Source organism: Ureibacillus suwonensis (assembly GCF_042655065.1).
Taxonomy (GTDB): Bacteria; Bacillota; Bacilli; order Bacillales_A; family Planococcaceae; genus Ureibacillus; species Ureibacillus suwonensis.
The window spans coordinates 211119-227740 of sequence record NZ_JBHSNQ010000048.1; the positions used below are offsets into that span (position 1 = coordinate 211119).

Consider the following 16622-nt stretch of genomic DNA (forward strand, 5'->3'; position numbering starts at 1 on the left):
AAAAATGAAAAGAATTCGCAAAACTCTATCAGGCAAGACGGTGAGGCGTCTCGTCTATAGAAGAGCGAATTCTATTTTAACTGCCATCTATTAAGTATACACTATTTTTTCAAGACTGTTTGGATTTATTGTGTTCGAAAAAATTCATTTAAACGGTCGATTAACTCTTCTTTTACGCATTCGATTGTTTCGCCCGTTTTTCGATTTTTTACTTCCACCATTCCTGTTAACGCCTTATTCCCAATGGTGATCCGTATCGGCAAACCGATCAAATCGCTGTCCGCAAACTTTGCACCTGCCCGTTCGTCCCGGTCATCGTATAAAACATCATATCGGTAAGTGGTTAAAATATTGTACAGCTGCTCTACAAGGTTCAATTGCGCTTCATCATTAACATTGATCGCCATCAGATGCAAATCATAAGGTGACAGATGTTTCGGCCATATAAATCCTCTATCATCCTGGCATTGTTCCGCCAGTGTGGCAAAAATCCGTGTCAATTCCAGTTCGTAACTTGCCATTTGCAATGGAATTTGTTTCCCCTCATCGCCGGCGATGGTTGCCTGCATATTTTCCATATACCGATTTCCTAATTTCATTACACGGCCGAGCTTAATCCCCTTCTTCAACTGAATGCTTCCTTGTCCATCAGGGGAAGGGTCTCCCTCTTCGATAAATCGGATATCTTCGTACAGATTGATGGCAAAGTCACGATCCGGATTCACATTGATATAATGATAGCCGTCTTCATTGGCGCCAGTGACAGCGTTTACAACGGATTTGATTCCATTATCCGCGATCACTTTGATATCGATAGGCAGTTTTAACGGGCCGATTGATCCTTTGGAGCAGCCTATGTGTTTTTTGATTTCTTCTTCACCGGCAAATTGTACATTCGTTGTATTCAAAACTTTGGCTATTTTCCTTAAATTCAGCTGGTGGTCTCCGCGGACTAAAGCAACGGTGATATCCCCGTCGACGTTTAATACAAGTGATTTTATGCATTGACTTGGTTCCACTTGCAAAACATCACATAATTCCTGAATCGTCTGGACATTCGGCGTAGCCAACTTTTCAAGCGGCTTCATTTCTTCAGTGGAGCGTTCATATTCGGTAGATACTTTTGCGATTTCCGCATTGACGGCATAATTCGATTGATCTGAACAAGCAATGATTTCTTGTCCGATATCCGAGAAAATGACAAACTCGTAAGATTCATTTCCGAAAGGCCCCGGATCCGCTTCCACCATTTGAATATTTAATCCCAAATAAGAAAAAATCCGTTCAAATGTTCCAATCATTTCTTCAACCGTGTGATTTAAACTTTCGTCGCTGTCGTGGAAAGAATAAGCTTCCAACATTAAAGGCTCTTGCGCATGGAATAAATCAAAGCGCAATTCCTTTTCTCTCCGAATTCTTTTCTGCAATTGGTAAAAGGTGATCGGCAATTTTTTATAGGTTTTTATTTCATCCCGCACAATGGAAGTCATTACATCCATACTTTGTCCGATGACAAATTCCTGTTTGTTCCGATCTTGGAAATGTATCAATTCTTCATCGAAAAAATGCAGTCTCCCTGACTGCTTCCACAAATCAACCGATTGGATGGAAGGCAATTCAATTTCAATCGCTTCCTTATTCTCCATTTCTTCCCGGATGATTGTTTCAATCTTTTTTAATACCCTCTTCGCCAATGGCAAATAGGAATAGGTGCCTTTTGAATGTTGACGTATGTATCCTGCACGCAGCAACATTTGACAAGATTTCGTATGAACATTTTGTGGCACTTCCCGCATCGTTGGGATCAACGTTACACTTTGCTTCATAAGTGCTCCACCTTTATCAGTTTCTATCTTTTTTAATAGAATAGCATACCCATCAAAGTGTTGAGTATATACATTTTTTTGATATTTATTTACTGCATTGATTCACTTATCAATAAATCTTGCAATGATGCATCCAATATTAAAATTTGATGATGAAAAAGCAAAAATCGCCCCGACGTTCCATCGGATGGCGATTTTTGACGCGCGTTTTTTATTGGAAAAACAATCGTTGAATGTCGTTCCATGTGACAGCAATCATTAATATCATTAAGAGCACGATTCCCACCAAATGAACCATGCCTTCTTTTTTGCGATCGACAGGTTTTCCTCTCAATGCCTCAATGCCGAAGAACATTAAGCGGCCACCGTCCAAGGCTGGAAGCGGAAGCAAGTTCATGATTCCCAAGTTGATGCTCAATGCCGCTGTCCAGTACATAAGGGTGAAGAAGCCGTGTTTTGCCACTTCCCCGGTGTATTGGTAAATGCCGACAGGACCGGCCAAGTCATCAAGGGTAAAGTTCCCTGCAATTAAATACACCAGCGCCTGTAGAATTAAAAGGGTGTATTCCCACGTTTGTTGAAAACCATAGCCAATGGCTTTGATTGGATTTTTCACAAGCGGACTTTGGTACATGACACCAATTTGTCCAACTTTTTCACCGTTTTCCATTTTCACTGTTTCAGGGACGACGGATAGTTCCACTTGCTGTCCGTCCCGTTCAACAATGAATGAAAGCTCTTTTCCAGGATTCTCTTTTACAAAATCGGTCAATTCATCCCATTTTTTAACCGGTGTTCCATTAATGGATTTTACATAGTCCCCTGCTTCCATCCCTGCTTCAGCGGCTGGGCTGTCATCGACCACTTCCGTAATAATCGGTTCATTCGTTGGCACTCCTTGGAATATACCGAGGAATATAAAAATGGCAAAAGCCAAAATAAAGTTAAACAACGGTCCCGCAAAGATTGTAAGTGTACGGTGCCATAACGATTTTGCTTCAAAAGTCCGATCATATGGTGCAATTAACGTTTCTTCCCCATTTTCAACAATGATTGCATTCCGGGCAATGTCGAAACGGACTAAACGCTCTTCTTCATCGTAACCTTCAATCCATAATTTTTTATTTAAATCTGCCCGCTCCACTTCCATAAATAACACATTCGGATGTCGGACACTTTGATTTAAATAAATCTTCTCGACCTTTTCTTCATCATTTAATATGAGACCTACCCGATAACCAGGTTGCAGCTCAATTTGATCGAAATCCTCACCGGCCATCCGGACATAGCCGCCCAAAGGCAATAATCGGATCGTATATAACGTTTCCCCTTTTTTCATGCCAAAAAGCTTAGGTCCCATACCAATGGCGAATTCCCGCACTAATATGCCTGCACGTTTCGCAAAGATAAAATGCCCAAATTCATGAAAGAAAACGATTAATCCAAATACGAGGATAAATGCTAATATTGTTTGCATAGTATACCACCTTTAGAGCTGAGCTCAAGTTTATTGTACCATATGAAGCACTTTTTTTCTTGTTTCCCTATCCACATGCAAAATCGTTTCCAAATCCGGGTTTAAAATATTGTTATGGCTGTCCATCATGCGTTCGATAATTTCCTCAATTTCCAAGAATGGGATCTTTTCCTGTAAAAACAGTTGCACTGCCGCTTCATTGGCTGCATTCATTGCCGTTAATACCGTTCCGCCCATTCGACCTGCTTCATAAGCAAGTTTTAACGCTTTAAACCGGTCAAAATCCACTGCTTTGAAATGCAGTTGTCCGATTTCCGCCAGATTTAACGTCTTCCCGCCAATCAGAGGCAATCGGTCCGGATAGCTTAATGCGTATTGAATCGGCACACGCATATCCGGGGTTCCCAATTGGGCAATGACGCTTGTATCATGGAACTCCACCATCGAGTGGATGATGCTTTCTTTATGAAGCAACACATCAATCTGTTCAAAGGGCATATCAAATAACACATGGGCTTCAATCACTTCCAGCCCCTTATTCATCATCGTCGCCGAATCAACCGTTATTTTCGCGCCCATTGACCAGTTCGGATGATTCAAAGCATCCCTCACTGTCACATGTTTCAGTTCATCGCGGGTTTTATCTCTGAATGCACCACCGGAAGCTGTCAAAATCAGCCGCTTGATTTGTTTCGGATTTTCACCATTCATCGACTGGAATATGGCTGAATGCTCACTGTCAACAGGCAAAATGGGTGCATGATACTTTTTCGCTTCTTCCATGACCAGATGCCCAGCGGTAACAAGGGTCTCTTTATTGGCAATCGCAATCGTTTTGCCCATGCGGATGGCAGCCAATGTGGAAGGCAGTCCAACACTGCCCAAAACCGCATTCACCAATACTCCGCTTTCCGGGTGAGTGGCCACTTCTATCAACCCTTTGTCACCGTATGTAAAATGTATATGAGGAAACTCTTTTTTTAATGCATGTGCATCTTTTTCTTCTTGCACAGAAACCAGTTCAGGATTCAATGTTTTAATAATTTCCCTTGTTTTTTCTATATTTTTTCCAGCAGAAAAAGCAACAAGTTGAAATTCTTCTGGATGATTTTTCAAAATATCACAAGTTTGCCATCCAATCGAACCTGTTGCGCCTAATAAACTGATTTTTTTCAACATGGGTCCTTCCCTTCATCAACTGACGAAATGCAACAAGTTAAGTAATGGTAATACAAACAATAAGCTGTCAAAACGATCCAGTATTCCCCCATGTCCCGGAAGAATCTTCCCTGAATCTTTCACATCATAATGCCTTTTTATAGCGGATTCTACCAAATCGCCCAATTGTCCGAATACAGAACTTACAATCGTTACAAGAACTAGTATAAACCAAGGTTTATCAAATGGGTAAATCATTTGCATAATGCATGCGAAAACAACCGCCGTGAGTATTCCTCCGAAAAACCCCTCAACGGTCTTATTTGGCGAAATTTCCGGCCATAATTTGTTTTTCCCGAATTTTCTTCCGGTAAAATACGCCCCTGAATCGGTGCACCAAACGATGAGCAGGGCAAAAATAATGAACTCCAGCCCGGCGTTTCTCGTTTCAATCAAATAATAAAAGCCGATACCGATATATAATGCGGACAGAAGTACGAATCCAATCTCATCAAAAGTAAAATGGTTTTTTACAATGACAGAATGAATCAATAACAAAAGGGCCGAAATGACAAGAAATTCCAATTTGCTATAAGAAGTGACTTCATGAACTTTATCCGCCCATGAATCCGGCATTAATAAAACATACACGGTCAAGAAACCAACGAATCCTGGTATTGAAAAAACAGACATTTTTTTCATTCGAAGAAGTTCAAACATTGCTACTGTAGCCATTGCATAAACTAATAGGGTAAATGGGAGTTGACCATAGATGACAAACGGGATGAAAAATGCAGCTGCTACAACTCCCGTAATAATCCGTTGCTTCAATTAATTTCTTCTCCTTTCAATCCACCATACCGACGATTTCTTCTCTGATAGGCATAAATCGCCTCCATAAAGTCTTCTTCATCAAAATCCGGCCAGAGGGTATCAGTGAACCAAAATTCTGTATAAGCCAATTGCCAAAGCATAAAATTGCTTAATCGTACTTCCCCGCTCGTGCGAATCAAAAGATCCGGTTCCGGCAGATGGGATGTCATCAAATATTGGTTCATCGTTTCTTCCGTAATGGCATCGATGGACAATTTTCCTTCCTGAACATCCGCCATCATCTTTTTCATCGCTTTCACAATCTCTGCGCGGCTGCCATAATTTAATGCAAAATTCAAAATAAGTCCTGTATTATTTTTTGTTTTTTCCATCGCATTATTAATTGCTTTTTTTGTATGTTCCGGCAAACCTTCCTTTTCGCCAATCATTTGAACACAGATATTTCGCTCTATGATTTCCGGTAAAAAATCATCAAGAAATTTTTCTGGCAAGCTCATTAAATAATCCACTTCTGTTTTAGGACGCTTCCAGTTTTCCGTTGAAAAAGCATACAGCGTTAAAACTTTCACTCCAAGATCATCTGCCACGCGCGCAATTTTCCGAACGGTCTTCATCCCTTCATGATGACCAGCGATACGTGGCATAGCCCGCTTCTTCGCCCAACGTCCATTGCCGTCCATAATGATTGCAATATGGGAAGGGATCACTTCAATTTTGCCATCCATTTTGGATGCCTTTTTTGCATATTTAGTTTTCCTAAAAAAATTGTAAAATACCATGTATTCCCCCACCTGACAACGTTTTGGACGTATTCTAATTAATAATATCAAAAACCAATATATGTGTCTTTCATTTCCTAAAGAATTATTTGCATTTTTTCTAATTCTTTTAATAACTTATGTTTAATCCGATGACTTTATTGAAATTTCTATTATTATTCAATCAACAAATCCTATGCATAATATGAAATGAAAAAGACGTCCTGAAGAAAAGGACGTCACAGCCTATGGAAAGTTCTTTTTGACAAACCTTTAAATTGAAAGGATTTCGTCTTCTTTTTCTTTTGCTAAATTGTCAACTTTTGCAATGAACTCATCTGTTAGTTTTTGGATATCATTCACATGTCCTCGTAATTCGTCTTCCGTCATTTCCCCGTTTTTCTCCAATTTTTTCAATTCATCATTTGCGTCACGTCGTACATTCCGGATGGCCACTTTTGCTTCTTCCGCTTCTTTTTTCACGACTTTCACCAACTCTTTACGACGTTCCTCAGTCAAAGGAGGAATTGTTAAACGGATTACATTTCCATCATTTGTAGGGGTAATACCAATATCCGATTTTAAAATGGCTTTTTCAATTTCCCCTAAAATGGACTTGTCATAGGGTGTGATTACAAGAAGGCGCGCTTCCGGAGTAGTGATCCCTGCAAGCTGATTCACCGGAGTTGGTACCCCGTAATAATCGACAGTAATCCGGTCCAGTAATTTTGCGTTTGCTCTGCCGGCACGAATCGATGCAAGTTCTCTAGTAAAAGCGGTAATCGACTTGTTCATTTTTTCCTTCGCTTGTTCATATACACTATTCATTATGCATTCCTCCTAACAACTGTCCCAATTTTGTCGCCTAAAACAGCCCGTTTAATGTTACCTTTTTCCATTATAGAGAATACTATTAATGGGATGTCGTTGTCCATACATAATGTGGAAGCTGTGGAATCCATTACTTGAAGACCTTGCTGAATGACCTCTAAATAAGTGAGTGTTTCGTATTTCACTGCATCTTGGTGAATTTTGGGATCCGCTGAATAAACGCCATCAACATTATTTTTTGCCATTAAAATAGCGTCCGCATCAATTTCGGCAGCCCGCAATGCAGCCGTTGTATCTGTGGAGAAAAATGGATTTCCAGTTCCAGCAGCGAAAATCACGACACGCCCTTTTTCGAGATGACGCACCGCTTTTCGACGTATGTAAGGTTCCGCCACTTGGGTCATCACAATAGAAGATTGTACACGAGTTTCCACGTCCAATTTTTCCAGAGCATCTTGCAATGCGAGGGAGTTCATGACAGTTGCAAGCATTCCCATATAATCGGCAGAAGCACGATCCATTCCCATTTCACTACCTATTTTACCACGCCAAATGTTTCCTCCGCCAACAACAACTGCAACTTCCACTCCAAGATCCACTACTTCTTTGATATCTTCGGCCACTGATTTAATAATTTTTGGGGAGATGCCAAATCCTGCTTCTCCTGCCAATGCTTCACCACTTATTTTAATGACTACTCGTTTGAATTGCGGCACACTCATAGTAAACCTCCGTTATGCGTTAATTTAAAATTCTTTTCTGAAAAATAGGGAACACTTAGAGTGCTCCCCATAAAGTTTGTGTATTTATTCTACGATTATTTATTTCCTTTTACTTGGCTCATAACTTCTTCCGCAAAGTTGTCTTCGCGTTTTTCGATGCCTTCTCCTACTTCATAACGAACGAATGAAGTTACGTTACCGCCAACTGATTTCACGAAATCACGAACTTTTTGATCAGAATCTTTAACAAATGCTTGCTCTAATAAGCAAACTTGCTCGAAGAATTTTCCAAGACGACCTTCAACCATTTTTGCCACAATGTTTTCAGGTTTTCCTTCGTTCAATGCTTGTTCAGTCAACACTTTGCGTTCACGTTCAACTTCTTCCGCAGGCACTTCATCACGGGAGATATATTTTGGCTTGATTGCCGCAATGTGCATCGCGATATCTTTCGCTGCATCAGCATTTGTAGTACCTTCAAGAACAACTAATACACCGATGCGGCCGCCCATGTGCAAGTAGGAACCAAAAGCATCTGCATCCGTTTTTGTTCTGATTTCGAAACGGCGAAGAGTGATTTTTTCACCAATTGTCGCAACAGCAGTTGAAATTTGTTCCGCTATGCTTGCGCCTTCCTCGTTTTTCACTTCCAATGCAGCTTCCAAAGACTCAGGTTTAGCTTTTAATAATTGTTCCGCCAAGCTTTTTACTAGTTCTTGGAATTGGCTGTTTTTCGCAACGAAGTCTGTTTCAGCGTTCACTTCCAAAATGATCGCTTCGTTTCCTTCAGTTAAGATGTAAGTTGTACCTTCAGCCGCGATACGGTCAGCTTTTTTGCTTGCAGAAGCCAAACCTTTTTCACGTAGGTAATCGATGGCAGCTTCGATGTCACCGTTTGTTTCTACAAGGGCTTTTTTGCAATCCATCATACCTGCGCCCGTTTTTTCACGAAGTTCTTTTACTAATTGTGCAGTAATTGCCATTGAAAGTTCCTCCTTGGATCATGATTGTTTACTATAAGTTTTAGCCATTTTACAAAGTAAGAAACCATTGTTTCTCAAAAAAAGGTGATAAGTGAAACAGTCACTTATCACCTTTGTAGCAGTGAATTACTCAGCAACTACTTCTTCAGCTGGAGCTTCTGATTCACCTTGTTTAGACTCGATAAGAGCATCTGCAATTTTAGCTGTTAATAATTTCACAGCACGAATCGCATCATCGTTTGCAGGAATTACGTAGTCGATTTCATCTGGATCGCAGTTTGTATCAACAATTCCTACAATCGGAATATTTAATTTACGAGCTTCAGCTACAGCGATGCGTTCTTTGCGTGGGTCAACTACGAATAGTACATCAGGTAATTCGTTCATGTCGCGGATACCGCCAAGGAATTTCACTAAACGTTCATGTTCTTTTTTCAATTTCATAACTTCTTTTTTAGGAAGAACATCAAAAATTCCTTCTTCTTCCATTTTTTCGATTTCTTTCATACGTGCAACACGTTTTTTAATTGTGTCGAAGTTTGTTAATGTTCCACCTAACCAGCGTTGGTTAATGTAGAAGTTGCCAGAACGTTCAGCTTCTTCTTTAATAGCGTCTTGTGCTTGTTTTTTCGTACCAACAAAAAGAACTTTACCGCCGTTTGCACCAACTTGACGCATGAACTCGTAAGCTTCTTCTAATTTTTTTACAGTTTTTTGCAAGTCGATAATGTAAATGCCGTTACGTTCAGTAAAAATGTATTTTTTCATTTTTGGATTCCAACGGCGAGTTTGGTGACCGAAATGTACACCTGCTTCTAATAATTGTTTCATTGAGATTACTGACATGAATTTTCCTCCTACTATTGGTTTTATTCCTCCGCATTTTTCATATGGAATAAGCAACTTAAAAGATTACTTTTAAGCACCACTTACCCATCAAAATGCGTGTGTAATTATCACACCAATTGGTAATATAACACAAAGCCTTTTACTGTGCAAGAAGTTTATGCTTGGAACTTTAACAATAGTTCAATTTCCGTTTTTCCTTTTTGCGTAATTTTTGCGATTTCTTCGATGGACTTTCCTTCCTGATGCAGCGCCAATACTTTGTCTTTCAAAGATACATCCTTCTGAAGCATTTCATCATTTAGTTTATGCCCTTTTTTTTCATTTGCTATCACATCCGGCATGTTTTCTTGCTCTTTGGCCATGTTCTTTTTTTGTTGGATGTAAGCATTTTTGGCAATCGCTTTAGGGATTGTAGGCAAAATTGCATCCAGGTTCACCACGTTTTTCTGTAAATCATCTTCCACTGGTTCTTTCCCAATAGGATCAGGAACAGTACCCGCTTGCAAATTGAGGACGCTTTTTTGCTGAGAAGTTTTTATTTTCGTTAATTCATGAATGAACCGGTCGTTTTCTTCCTTGATTTCCAATAAATATACGCTGATTGCATTTTCCATTTCTTCCATCATCTTATCTTGCCGCGATTCCAAGTCCTTAAATTTTGACATCTTGGAATTTAAAATAAAAATAAGATAAAAACTTATTAATTGGGAAATGGTGAGTATAATAAATACTGTAGCCATATAATCTCCTATCCGCTTAAATCAATAAAATTTCCTTTATATGGATGTTTCGCTTCCTGATGTTCCTGCTGATTCTTGCGTTCTTTTTTGTTTTTATCTTGGTCTTTTCCCGTGCCTTTTTTTTCATTATTGTCGGATACTTCAGAGATTTTCTCGGTGTCGTTCACGGTAAGTTGCTTTCTTTCAATTTCCCTGTTCAACGCATCATTTGCATGATATTGTTGCTGAACAACATTTTGTTGATGCTGCTCAGCAATTTTGCCGGCATCCACCGTTTTGGGAATGGCGATTTGCAATTCAACACCTTTTAAACTCATAAGTTCCACCCACTTTAGGCGTTCATCTCATTTGACAACAGTTTTCTCAGTTTCAACAACGCTTTTGAATGAATTTGTGAAATGCGGGAAGTGGATAAATTCAATACTTCCCCGATTTCTGTCAATGTCATTTCTTCAGAGTAAAAAAGACTCAGTACCAGTTGCTCTTTCTCACTTAATTTTTTTATGTTTTCTGCCAATTCTTCTATAAGCTCTTTATGTATCGTTTCCTGTTCCGGTGTTCTGACATTTTCGTCCCGAATGACAAATGACTTTCCTTCTCCTTCGTCCTGATCATGCTGGGGTTCATTGAGAGACAATATATTCGAGAAGAAATGCTCTTGCACCGTTTGATATACTTCTTCAACAGGCATGTTCATATGTTCCGCCAGTTCCTCAGGAGTAGCATGACGCATCAACTTTTGCTCCAATTGTTCAATGGTCGCTTCCATTTTTTTTGCTTTTTCCCGCGCCGATCGTGGCAGCCAATCCTCTTTTCTAAGGCCGTCAATGATGGCTCCCCGGACACGGAATGAAGCATATGTATCGAATTTCAAGTCTCTATTGATATCAAATTTATTTAAGGCGTCAAAAAGTCCCATCATTCCCAGGCTTGTCAAATCATCCCGGGAGACATTTTTCGGAAGCCCTGAACCAATTCTTTGAACATGATAAGAAACTAGGGGTTTATATTTTTTTATCAGTAAATTTCCTGCTTGCGGATCCCGATCATTTATCCAGCTATTCCATAATTGCTGCTCATCTAGCTTGCTTACCATCGAACCCACCTTTCTTTACGATACGCCTTTTATTACTAATCATTATACCAAAGAAAGGTATAAAAAACACAGTATTCTATAGGACCAAATCAAGCGGTTAACGGTGAGTATTTTTGCTCAATCCTTATGGAAAAGAGCCTAAAAAGCGGATTTTATCACTGAACATAATAGTACTTAAGCATCTTATTCACTCAACATTGAACGGACAAGTTTGGCTATTTCTTCCGAGCTTTCATCTTGAAACTCCATTTTCGAGGATTGATTCAAAGAATTTGTGTCCCTTTCTAAAATCTCATCTTCCTCCTCTTGAACGCTGTTGTTTTCATCGGTGCCTTCAATAAACTCTTCAAAGAGCCCATCATCCGGCGTATATAGAATATAGCCAATGAGATATCGTACAGCAAACAATAAAATGAAGGCGGCGAGTGCAGCAAAAAAAGATACGAGTAAAATTTGCGAAGGAAAGATGGAAACCTGGTACATGATTGCAAATGTGATTGAAAATGTGATTAAACTTCCCCAACAATTCAAAAAAATTGAACCATACATCAAATTTCACTCACTCCTTGATTGACTGTACGAATCATCAATTTGCACGTTGCAGGATCAAATTCAATCGTCCTGCCGCTATTTCCGCCAATATCTTCCGCCACAAGAGGAATCCCCAATTCATTAAGCACTTTTTTCACGGCTTCGACATTGCGGGGACCGATCCTCATCATTTCTTTTGCGGAAGAAAATTGAAACATTTGTGCTCCTCCGGCAATTTTCGCTTTTAAACGATATTTTTGGGCACCTTCCATTAACAGTTTTTCCACAAGTCCTTTAATGCCTGTATCTGCAAATTTTGCCGTATTGATTGTATCCGTACTGCTCAGCGAAGAGTCCGGCAACATAATATGAACAAGACCGGCAATCTTTTTCGTTTCATCATATAAAACGACTCCCACACATGATCCCAGTCCTGATGTTCGTATTGTATCGGGAAATTTGACCACATCCATTTGGGCAATACCCACTTTGACAACCTTCCCTGATTGTGGAGTAAACATATTATTCAACCCCTAACGCTTTAAAAATTACGTCAAAAGACTCAGGAGAAGGCAGCAATAGAAAATGTCCTTTCATTTCGCTCTCCAGCCCTTCTTCCAAAATGGATGTGTCAATGACAATTACATAATCGCTTACTTGGGAAATCTCAATAAGACCGACACTGATAATTGCCCCAAACATATCAATGCTTAAACCCGGAACGGTAGGAAACACCTTTAAATTCAAAAAGTCGGACATGGCGGATAAGTAAGAACCGGATAAAATATTTCCCATTTCCTGCATTGCGGACATTCCAATATCGGATGCGTTGCTGCGGAAATCAAACCGGTCATCTTGAATCAGGCGTTGAATAAACCGGTTCGCCTGTTCAATAGGCAAAATGAAGAACATGCTTCCTTCCAAATCGCCTTCAATTCGCAAATAGATTCCCACGACAACCTTTTCAGGTCCGTCCATCAGTTCCATCATTTCATTAAAGGTAACCATTTCCGCTTTTGGAACACGCATATCGATTTTTTTATTCAACATATTCGAAAGGGAAGTGGCGGCATGGGCAGCACCAATATTCCCGATTTCTTTGAGAATGTCCAAATGCAATGAATTCATGCCAGGATGTTTCATATGTATCCCTACTTTTTCAATAGTCTATTCAGATAAATTCAACACTTTATCTAAATGAAGCAATATCAGTAAACGATTCCCAATTTTGGACACCCCAGAGATAAAGGCTTCTTCCTTCACCCCAACGACTTCGGGCTGAGGTTCTATTGAGTTGACCGGAATATCGATGACATCATTGGCGGAATCAACGACAAATCCCACTTCGATATCGTCCAATTGAACAATGATAATGCGAACCGATTCAGTATCTTCCACAGGAGGCAGACCAAACCGTTCCCTTAAATCGACGATCGGTGTTACGACCCCGCGCAAGTTGATGACACCTCTTACAAACTTTTCAGTTCTTGGCACACGGGTGATGTGCATCATTTTTTCTATCCCTTGAACGTGGTTGACAGGTATCGCATACTCTTTATCCATTAGTTGGAAAACTATTACTTTAATATTTTCTTTCTCCGCTGCAGTTACCATATCCAGCACCCCATTTCATTCAATTATTTCATTAACGCATTGATATCGATGATTAATGCCACTTGACCGTTTCCTAAAATTGTTGCACCGGAAATCGCAAAAATATTTTTCAAATAATTGCCCAATGATTTCAATACGATTTCCTGTTGGCCGATGAATGAATCAACCACCAAACCTGCCATTTTATCGCCTTTTCTTACGATGACAACGGATTGATATTCATCATCACAAGCTTCGCTGCGCGGCACCTCAAAGACTTCATCCAAGTAAATGAGCGGCACGACTTTTCCACGGAAATCGATGACTTTTTGATTATGGGCATTTAAAATATCCGATTTTTTAATGATGGATGTTTCAATAATGGATGATAATGGAATTGCATAAATTTCTTTCTCTATTTCTACCAACATGACGGAAATAATTGATAAAGTTAAAGGCAATTGAATAGAGAATTTCGAACCGACATCTTGTTGCGATTCAATGGAAATGCTGCCGCCAAGAGATTGGATCGTCGTTTTCACAACATCCAGACCAACGCCTCGTCCTGAAACATCCGTGATTTTATCGGCCGTTGAGAATCCGGATTCGAAAATGAGTTCATTGATCTGTTTGTCTGTGAGCGTAAGAGCCGCTTCTTTTGAAACAATCCCTCGCTCAATCGCCTTTCTCAACACTTTCTCTTTATTGATTCCGGCTCCATCATCTTCAATCTCAATAAAGACATAATTTCCGCTATGGTATGCCCTTAAAGTAACCGAACCTTCTTCCGGTTTTCCTTTCGCTCTTCTTGCTTCCGGACTTTCGATACCATGGTCGACAGAGTTGCGGATCAGGTGGACTAACGGATCACCGATTTCATCGATGACGGTACGGTCCAGTTCCGTTTCGGCACCGATAATTTCCAACCGGATTTTTTTATTCAACTCGCGGGATAAGGAACGGACCATTTTAGGGAATCGGTTAAAGACGGTTTCGATTGGAATCATGCGCATTGTCAGCACGATGTTTTGCAAATCGCCCATTGTACGGCTCATCCGTTCAACTGTTTCCGTCAATTCGGATTGTTTCACATCTGCCGCAATCGACTGCAATCGTCCGCGATCAATGACCAATTCTTCAAATAAGTTCATTAAGATATCAAGTCGTTCAATGCTTACGCGAATCGTTTTGGAGTGAGCGATTTGTTTGGATGCACTTGAATCTTTCTTTGCAGCTACTTCTTTTTTCTCTTGTTTCGGCACTGGACTGGATTTCTCCAACTCTTTTTGTTGCTGTTCTTTGGAAGCAATCTCTTCTTTGCTTGCCTCTTTCACCATTGCATCAGTCAATGGCACCACGACAACATTCTCAATCTCTGAAACTTTGCTGATTTTCTTTTTGATTTCTTCCGGAGAATCTTTCGTGATGAAGGCCACTTGGAAGTTTTGGTCGAATTGTTCTTCTTCCAGCTTCTCTACCGTTGGGAAAGATTTTATGACTTCCCCGCTTTTCTCCAATACTTGGAATACCATAAAGACCCGCGCTGCCTTTAACAGGCAATCAGGCCGAAGGGAAACGGAAATTTCATAAGTGTTGAACCCTTGTTCCTTCGATTGTTTCAATACGGTAATATCATATTCATCATAGATTAAGTAACGGCCAGGCGCTGTTTCTTCCACCGCCACATCCGCAGCAACTTCCTGCTCCGTAGGAGTGCTCGAAGGAATGCTTTTGCCAGCTTCAATATCTTTTAGTTTTGATACAATTCCGGATACATCCCGTTTCCCATCGCCGCCATTGGCAATATCCGTAATCATTGCTTCCAAATGATCCACTGATTCAAAAACAACATCCAACAAATTCGAATCAACGGTAATTTTTTCATTCCGAATGGCGTCCAACACGTTTTCCATTTTATGTGTCAAATCGGCCAAATCTTCAAATCCCATCGTAGCGGCCATTCCTTTTAAAGTATGGGCAGAGCGGAAAATCTCATTGACGATGGATAAGTCACCCGGATTTTTTTCCAAATCCAATAATAGATCGCTGCAATTTTGCAAATGTTCTTTGCTTTCTTCAATAAACATATCTAAATATTGCTGATTCATTTCCATTCGAACACACTCCCTTTTACGACAAATATTTCAACATGGTCTCCGCAATTTCATCCACATTCACTACTTCATCAACAAATTGCGTTTCGATGGCAGCTTTTGGCATACCAAAAACAATGCAAGTTTCCGCTGATTCCGCAATGGCGATCACATTTCCGGTTCTCTTTAATGTCATTAAACCTTTAGATCCGTCATTGCCCATTCCTGTCATGATGACGGCGATTTTATCCAGTTCCTCGAATTGGCTGATATTTTCAAACAACACATCCACGCTCGGTCGATGTCCTGCTCTTGGCGGTTCCTTATCATCCAGCACGATTTCATAATGGGAACCAACCTTTTTCATTTTTAAATGAAATCCGCCAGGCGCAATATATGCTGTTCCAGCCTCAACCTTTTCTCCCTGTTCCGCTTCCTTCACCTGGACATAACTGATATGGTTCAATCTTTCTGCAAGCGACTTTGTAAAACCCGGTGGCATATGTTGAACAATCAATATGGGCGCAGGGAAAGCTTTAGGCAATTTTGTAATCACTTGTTGCAAGGCTCTTGGACCACCTGTCGAAGTTCCGATTAAGACTATTTTTTCGGAAGTTTTACTCCATTTTGTTTGAACCGGATGGATACTTCGATTGCTTTCCGTCACGGTCTGTTTTTCGCTGATGCCGGCGGATGTCCCCCGGGGCATGTTTTTTATGTAAGAATATTTGATGGAACTGCCATGTTTTCTCAATTTTTCTATCGGCACTTTTGCGGCAAGTTCCACTTTATGGATAAGTTCGTCCTTTACTTTATGTATATCAAGGGAAATCGTGCCACCGGGTTTTGTCACGAAATCAACAGCACCGTATTCCATCGCGAGCATCGTTTGTTTTGCCCCATTTTCTGTAAAACTTGACAACATGACAACCGGAACCGGTGAAATATCCATGATGCATTTAAGAGTTTCCAGCCCATTCAGTTCAGGCATTTCAACATCCATTGTCACTACATCCGGTTTTAATTGTTGAATTTTTTCGATGGCATCTTTCCCGTTTCTCGCTGTGTCAATCACTTCAATGGTTGGATGATCTTTAAAGAAATCGCTGATCATTTTTCTCATAAATGCCG

At 40.2% G+C, this 16622-nt stretch carries 18 protein-coding genes; all 18 read right to left on the reverse strand.

Features of this window, described 5'->3' with window-relative positions:
- Nucleotides 1–125: 125 nt before the first annotated feature.
- The 18 genes from ACFPOH_RS05410 to ACFPOH_RS05495 all read right to left on the reverse strand — a co-directional run bounded on the left by ACFPOH_RS05410 (nt 126) and on the right by ACFPOH_RS05495 (nt 16614).
- Nucleotides 126–1826: a proline--tRNA ligase gene (locus tag ACFPOH_RS05410; protein ID WP_342469836.1), complete on the reverse strand. Its 1701-nt coding sequence runs from the start codon at nt 1824–1826 to the stop codon at nt 126–128.
- A gap of 211 nt (nt 1827–2037) precedes the next feature.
- Nucleotides 2038–3303 carry an RIP metalloprotease RseP gene (gene rseP, locus ACFPOH_RS05415; protein WP_342469837.1) on the reverse strand — a complete coding sequence of 422 codons (1266 nt, stop codon included), beginning with the start codon at nt 3301–3303 and terminating at the stop codon, nt 2038–2040.
- A gap of 30 nt (nt 3304–3333) precedes the next feature.
- Entirely contained in the window at nt 3334–4479 is a 1146-nt protein-coding gene (dxr, locus tag ACFPOH_RS05420) for a 1-deoxy-D-xylulose-5-phosphate reductoisomerase (protein WP_342469838.1), read from the reverse strand.
- A gap of 18 nt (nt 4480–4497) precedes the next feature.
- Nucleotides 4498–5292 carry a phosphatidate cytidylyltransferase gene (locus ACFPOH_RS05425; RefSeq protein WP_390309003.1) on the reverse strand — a complete coding sequence of 265 codons (795 nt, stop codon included), beginning with the start codon at nt 5290–5292 and terminating at the stop codon, nt 4498–4500.
- A complete protein-coding gene (locus ACFPOH_RS05430) occupies nt 5289–6020 on the reverse strand; it encodes an isoprenyl transferase (protein ID WP_390309004.1) in 732 nt (243 codons plus the stop codon). The genes ACFPOH_RS05425 and ACFPOH_RS05430 overlap by 4 nt, the downstream gene beginning before the upstream one ends.
- A 306-nt stretch (nt 6021–6326) precedes the next feature.
- Nucleotides 6327–6881, reverse strand: coding sequence for a ribosome recycling factor (gene frr / locus ACFPOH_RS05435; RefSeq protein ID WP_342469841.1), 555 nt, complete (start codon nt 6879–6881; stop codon nt 6327–6329).
- Nucleotides 6881–7606, reverse strand: a complete 726-nt coding sequence (gene pyrH, locus ACFPOH_RS05440; RefSeq protein WP_342469842.1) for a UMP kinase — start codon at nt 7604–7606, stop codon at nt 6881–6883. Before pyrH ends, frr begins: the two co-directional genes overlap by 1 nt.
- 95 nt (nt 7607–7701) lie before the next feature.
- Complete coding sequence (tsf, locus tag ACFPOH_RS05445; protein WP_342469843.1) at nt 7702–8589, reverse strand: translation elongation factor Ts; 888 nt, start codon at nt 8587–8589, stop codon at nt 7702–7704.
- Between the two features lie 126 nt (nt 8590–8715).
- Complete coding sequence (rpsB, locus tag ACFPOH_RS05450) at nt 8716–9435, reverse strand: 30S ribosomal protein S2 (protein ID WP_342469844.1); 720 nt, start codon at nt 9433–9435, stop codon at nt 8716–8718.
- Between the two features lie 158 nt (nt 9436–9593).
- Nucleotides 9594–10178, reverse strand: coding sequence for a DUF6115 domain-containing protein (locus ACFPOH_RS05455; protein ID WP_390309005.1), 585 nt, complete (start codon nt 10176–10178; stop codon nt 9594–9596).
- Between the two features lie 8 nt (nt 10179–10186).
- On the reverse strand, nt 10187–10495 hold the full coding sequence (locus ACFPOH_RS05460) for an RNA polymerase subunit sigma (RefSeq protein WP_342469846.1): 309 nt from the start codon (nt 10493–10495) through the stop codon (nt 10187–10189).
- Nucleotides 10496–10509: 14 nt separating this feature from the next.
- The gene (locus ACFPOH_RS05465) at nt 10510–11274 is read right to left on the reverse strand and encodes a FliA/WhiG family RNA polymerase sigma factor (protein WP_342469847.1); all 765 of its coding nucleotides are present in this window, start codon (nt 11272–11274) and stop codon (nt 10510–10512) included.
- Between the two features lie 183 nt (nt 11275–11457).
- The gene (locus tag ACFPOH_RS05470; RefSeq protein WP_390309006.1) at nt 11458–11823 is read right to left on the reverse strand and encodes a hypothetical protein; all 366 of its coding nucleotides are present in this window, start codon (nt 11821–11823) and stop codon (nt 11458–11460) included.
- Nucleotides 11823–12326 carry a chemotaxis protein CheD gene (locus ACFPOH_RS05475; RefSeq protein ID WP_342469849.1) on the reverse strand — a complete coding sequence of 168 codons (504 nt, stop codon included), beginning with the start codon at nt 12324–12326 and terminating at the stop codon, nt 11823–11825. The genes ACFPOH_RS05470 and ACFPOH_RS05475 overlap by 1 nt, the downstream gene beginning before the upstream one ends.
- Nucleotide 12327: 1 nt before the next feature.
- The gene (locus ACFPOH_RS05480) at nt 12328–12948 is read right to left on the reverse strand and encodes a chemotaxis protein CheC (RefSeq protein WP_342469850.1); all 621 of its coding nucleotides are present in this window, start codon (nt 12946–12948) and stop codon (nt 12328–12330) included.
- 24 nt (nt 12949–12972) lie between these two features.
- Nucleotides 12973–13419, reverse strand: coding sequence for a chemotaxis protein CheW (locus ACFPOH_RS05485; RefSeq protein ID WP_390309007.1), 447 nt, complete (start codon nt 13417–13419; stop codon nt 12973–12975).
- A gap of 23 nt (nt 13420–13442) precedes the next feature.
- Nucleotides 13443–15512, reverse strand: coding sequence for a chemotaxis protein CheW (locus tag ACFPOH_RS05490; RefSeq protein ID WP_390309008.1), 2070 nt, complete (start codon nt 15510–15512; stop codon nt 13443–13445).
- A gap of 16 nt (nt 15513–15528) precedes the next feature.
- Nucleotides 15529–16614: a protein-glutamate methylesterase/protein-glutamine glutaminase gene (locus ACFPOH_RS05495; RefSeq protein ID WP_390309009.1), complete on the reverse strand. Its 1086-nt coding sequence runs from the start codon at nt 16612–16614 to the stop codon at nt 15529–15531.
- Nucleotides 16615–16622: the final 8 nt, after the last annotated feature.